Here is a 4,983-nt window from a genome sequence, read left to right as displayed (position 1 = left end):
TTAACCTGGGTAATAAAGTGGCTCACCGGCAGGGTGGGATCCGGCATCGCGGGTAATGGCGCCGCCTGGAGGGTAAATGCCGCGCCCGCCAGCGCCAGTGCGAAATACATTGCATGTCGTTTCATCGTTAGTCCTCTTCCGTTGTGTCCGTTCTGTTATCGTCTTACCACCAGATTTCCGCCTGCGCCCCCACGGCAAACTGATCGTTTTTACCGTCTTCAAAAATGCTGGTGGTATTATTCGCTGCCTTATCCAGGTCGATATCCTTCGCTTTAATATAGGTGGCATAGAAGCGAATTTCCGGGCGCGAGGTCAGCATACTGGTATTGACTTTGAAGGTATGGAACAGCGTGGTCTTGTAGCCGGACTCGTTATATTTCTTGCCGGTAACATCTTTGTTTTGCTGTTTGAAGTATCCCAGCTCGACACCGGTCTGGTTATATTTATCCCAGATATAAGCCGGTCGCAGGACCGTGCGAATGGATTCAAAATCGGAGTGGGCCCCGGTTTCGTAGCTATAGACATCGTTACCAAAGGAGTAGACGATGGCATTCGCCATAATAACGTCATCGCGTAAATAGGTTTCCCCCTGCGAGGTTAAGCGCACGGCGGTGCCATTGGTATGATCGCCATAATAGCGGCCGTTAAAGGTGGTATAGGGGCTGGATCCGGCATAGCGCGAGAAGCTGCTGGCAATAGAATTATTCGCCAGTAAGAAAGAAAATTCGTTAAAACCGCCGTTAGCCCATTTCTGTGTTAACGAAGTGCCTGCCATCCAGGTATCTTTCCACGGATAATAACCTTCATTGCCCTCTTTATATTTCTCTGAGGAACTTTGATTCGCGGCGACATAGCGTCCGCTGACCATCAGGCTGGCTTTATCCCACAGCGGAATCTCTTTGTAGCGAACGTCCAGAGTATTGGTGTTAATTTGCTGCTTATTGCTCAAAGAACGATCGTAATCATCGACATCTTCGCGGACCAATGCGATATCGAATTTCCCGGCGCCCACCTGCCAGTTTTCCAGCCCCACGCCGGCCGCCGCATCGGTTCTCTGCGTTTTCCAGTCCAGCATCTGGATTTCGATTTTTGGCGCCCCGTGTTTGCCGACCCAGAAATCGGCTTCCGGGGCAAACGGCAGGAACCCTTTGGTGTTAACGTACATATCCGAGAACTGGATGTAGTTTTCGCCGCCGGCATTGTCACCAAACCAGCCTGAGGAGTACTGCTGGCCGACGTTCCCGTCGAGCATCACGATGGCATCAACGCGTTTATCACCTTCCTGAAACACCCGCTGCTTCAGCTGCAGATCGAACCAGCCGGAATATTCATTGCCCAGGCGGCCAAGCGAACCGATCGCCCACGATTTTGGCGAGCCGTGCGAGGCGGTGCCCCAGCCGGAACGGAAGTAGCCGTTATAGCTGAAGCCAATTTCATCTTTCACGAACGTGCTAAAATCTTTCAGCGTCATCGCGCTGTAGGCTGGCGCGCCATCCGTGGCAGGTTGTTGATTTTTAACCAGCACCGCATCCGGTTTAACCGCCGTTTTCGGACCGGCGGCCGCCACCCCGGTCTTGCGCTTCTGACCTTCCGCAGGCGGAGACCATGAGGCCCAAATCTGGTCTCTTTTTCTCTCCTGGTCCTGATATTTTTTGAGCTCTTTTTGCGTGTCTTTGAGCGCTTTCTCCAGCAGCTCAAGTCGTTGCTCCACCGTCAACGGGCTTGCTATCAGAGTGGTGGAATAACAAAGAGGCGCCAGCAAGACTATCGCCGAAGCGATCCTGTTTTTTCTCATCATAATATTCCTTTATATAAGCATTGGCGTAAATAAAACACGACAGCAACAACCATCCCGCGCAGGTTCTAATAGCCCTATCCATACCGTTTGAGGTCGCGGCGGCTGTTATTTTTGCAGTTAGACAAAAGCAAAAAAAAACCTGAAGAAGACCATCTGCCTTAACAGATAATCCTCTTCAGGTTTTGCCCGCACATCGCGGTAGCAACCCTCATTCAGCCATTATTGGCCCGCATAAAACAAAAAAACCTGATACCGCCGCCGTAGGGGCAATATCAGGTTTTGCCTGCTGTCGCAGTCACAATCCGTTTAAACCACCCTGAGCGTTTAAGCTCAGGAGTGGGCGTTGATTGTTACGCGATAAAATGAATAACTCAAACGGGCAGATTGTTAATTGTGACGATAATCTCAGCAATCTCGCTGCCACGAGATAAATCATATCTAATTCTGATAAAGCCATTTACCAGAATTAGACAGAATGATTATTACTCTTTCGGATCTTTGCCGGCGAGCAGTTTATCCAGCTCATCGCCGCCAACGTGACGGAAATCCTGACCTTTGACGAAGTAGAAAATATATTCGCAGATATTCTGGCAGCGGTCGCCAATACGCTCGATGGAGCGCGCGCAGAACAGCGCGGTCAGGACGCTGGGGATAGTGCGCGAGTCTTCCATCATGTAGGTCATCAGCTGGCGTACGATGCCTTCATACTCCTGGTCGACTTTTTTATCTTCGCGATAGATACGTACCGCTTCGTCGAGATCCATACGCGCAAACGCATCCAGTACGTCATGCAGCATCTGCACCGTGTGACGGCCCAGCGATTCGAGGCTCACCAGCAGCGGCTGGTGCTGCTGGGAAAACTTCTCCAGCGCGGTGCGGCAGATTTTATCCGCCACGTCGCCGATGCGTTCCAGCTCAGCGATAGTCTTGATGATCGCCATCACCAGACGCAGGTCGCTGGCGGTCGGCTGGCGCTTGGCGATGATGCGCACGCAGGCCTCGTCGATCGCCACTTCCATCATGTTGACCTGCTTGTCGCCGTCGATGACGCGTTTCGCCAGATCGCTGTCCTGGTTATGCATGGCGGTGATCGCATCAGAAAGCTGTTGCTCCACCAGCCCACCCATGGTCATCACCTGGGTGCGGATATACTCCAGTTCAGCGTTGAACTGGCCGGAAATATGTTTGTTAAGATTTAGGTTGTCCATGGTGTCTCCTGATTGCCCAACTGGTGAGAGCCTGAAAGCACAAGGGCAAATCAACCGTAGCGGCCAGTAATATAATCTTCAGTTTGTTTCTTCGCGGGCTTGGTAAACAGGTCGTCCGTGTTGCTGAATTCAATCAGCTCGCCAAGATACATAAATGCCGTATGGTCGGAGCAACGCGCAGCCTGCTGCATGTTGTGAGTCACGATAACGACGGTGTAGTCCTGTTTCAGCTCGGTGATCAGCTCTTCGATACGCCCGGTGGAGATCGGGTCCAGCGCGGAGCACGGCTCATCAAGCAGCAGCACTTCCGGGCGGATCGCGATACCGCGGGCAATACACAGACGCTGCTGCTGACCCCCGGAGAGAGAATACCCGCTCTGGTGCAGTTTATCTTTGGTTTCGTTCCATAATGCGGCTTTGGTCAGCGCCCACTGCACGCGCTCGTCCATATCGGCACGGGACAGCTTTTCAAACAGGCGCACGCCGAAGGCGATATTGTCATAAATGGACATCGGGAACGGCGTTGGTTTCTGGAACACCATGCCAACCTTAGCGCGCAGCAGGGCGATATCCTGGGTGTTGGTCAGAATGTTGTCGCCATCCAGCAGGATCTCGCCTTCCGCACGCTGCTCCGGATACAGTTCGAACATTTTGTTGAACGTGCGCAGCAGGGTGGATTTACCACAGCCTGACGGACCGATAAACGCCGTCACCTGGTTTTTGGTGATATCCAGGTTGATGTTCTTCAGGGCATGGAATTTGCCGTAGTAGAAGTTCAGGTTACGAACTGAAATCTTACCCGGAGCTGTATTCACCATACTCATCTCTATCTCTTCCTCATTCAGCGCAGCAGTCGCTGCGCCGCAAAAAATTAACCGTGTTTCTTCTTGGCGAAGATAACGCGCGCCAGGATGTTCAGCAGCAAGACGCACAGGGTGATAATCAATACCCCGGCCCATGCCAGTTGCTGCCACTCCGCAAACGGACTCATGGCAAATTTGAAAATGGTCACCGGCAGGTTAGCAATCGGCTGCATCATGTCGGTGCTCCAGAACTGGTTGGACAGCGCAGTGAACAGCAGCGGCGCCGTTTCCCCGGCGATACGGGCGATAGCCAGCAGGATCCCGGTCATAATCCCTGAGACGGACGCTTTCAGGGTGATCGCCGAGATCATCTTCCACTTCGGCGTCCCCAGCGCATAGGCCGCTTCACGCAGGCTATCCGGCACCAGCTTCAGCATGTTTTCGGTGGTACGAATAACGATAGGCACCTGCAGCAGCGCCAGTGCGATAACGCCCGCCCAGCCCGAGAAGTGCTGCATCTGCGCCACCACGATGGTGTAGACAAACAGGCCGACCACGATAGACGGCGCGGAAAGCAGAATATCGTTGATAAAACGGATGATTTCCGCCAGCACCGATTTGCGGCCATACTCCGCCAGATAAATTCCGGCAAGGATACCCAGCGGCGTACCAAAGACGGTTGCCCACAGGATCAGCAGGCCGCTGCCGGCGAGGGCGTTAGCCAGGCCACCGCCCGCCGTATTCGGCGGCGGCGTCATTTCGGTGAAGAGCGCCAGACTCATGCCATCGAAACCGCGGGTTATCGTCGCCATCAGGATCCAGATAAGCCAGAACAAACCAAACGCCATGGTCGCCATCGACAGCGCCAGAGCGATACGGTTCTTCATACGACGTTTGGCCTGCATCTTGCGACGGGACTCCGCCAGCTCGGTAGAGGTTTGCAATTCAATGGTCGCCATTAGCGTGCCCCCTCATTCTTCGCGAGGCGCATAATCATGAACTTAGACGCGGCCAGAACGATAAAGGTGATAACGAACAGGATCAGGCCCAGCTCCATCAGCGCCGCCACGTGCAGGCCGGTTTCCGCTTCGGCGAACTCATTAGCCAGCGCGGAGGTAATACTATTCCCTGGCATATACAACGAGATGCTGTCGAGCTGGTAGGTGTTGCCGAT

Annotated in this window: 4 protein-coding genes and 2 pseudogenes; all 6 read right to left on the bottom strand. The window is 53.5% G+C overall.

Annotation, left to right across the window (positions count from 1 at the left end):
* A pseudogene (locus ACZAHD_RS21530) lies at positions 1-125 on the bottom strand (esterase family protein); the annotation flags it as partial.
* A 38-nt stretch (positions 126-163) separates the two neighbouring features.
* Positions 164-1,798, bottom strand: a complete 1,635-nt coding sequence (locus ACZAHD_RS21525) for a carbohydrate porin (RefSeq protein ID WP_008806731.1) — start codon at positions 1,796-1,798, stop codon at positions 164-166.
* A gap of 482 nt (positions 1,799-2,280) precedes the next feature.
* Positions 2,281-3,006, bottom strand: coding sequence for a phosphate signaling complex protein PhoU (gene phoU / locus ACZAHD_RS21520; RefSeq protein WP_004145007.1), 726 nt, complete (start codon positions 3,004-3,006; stop codon positions 2,281-2,283).
* Between the two features lie 50 nt (positions 3,007-3,056).
* Positions 3,057-3,830, bottom strand: coding sequence for a phosphate ABC transporter ATP-binding protein PstB (gene pstB, locus ACZAHD_RS21515; protein WP_004145006.1), 774 nt, complete (start codon positions 3,828-3,830; stop codon positions 3,057-3,059).
* Between the two features lie 47 nt (positions 3,831-3,877).
* The gene (gene pstA, locus ACZAHD_RS21510; RefSeq protein WP_008806730.1) at positions 3,878-4,768 is read right to left on the bottom strand and encodes a phosphate ABC transporter permease PstA; all 891 of its coding nucleotides are present in this window, start codon (positions 4,766-4,768) and stop codon (positions 3,878-3,880) included.
* Positions 4,768-4,983, bottom strand: a pseudogene (pstC, locus tag ACZAHD_RS21505) (phosphate ABC transporter permease PstC); the annotation flags it as partial. The pseudogene pstC and the gene pstA, both read right to left, overlap by 1 nt.

The organism is Raoultella sp. (assembly GCF_039594335.1).
Taxonomy (GTDB): Bacteria; Pseudomonadota; Gammaproteobacteria; order Enterobacterales; family Enterobacteriaceae; genus Klebsiella.
The sequence above is the reverse complement of the archived record's forward strand: the minus strand, read 5'-3'. Positions and strand labels throughout refer to the sequence as shown.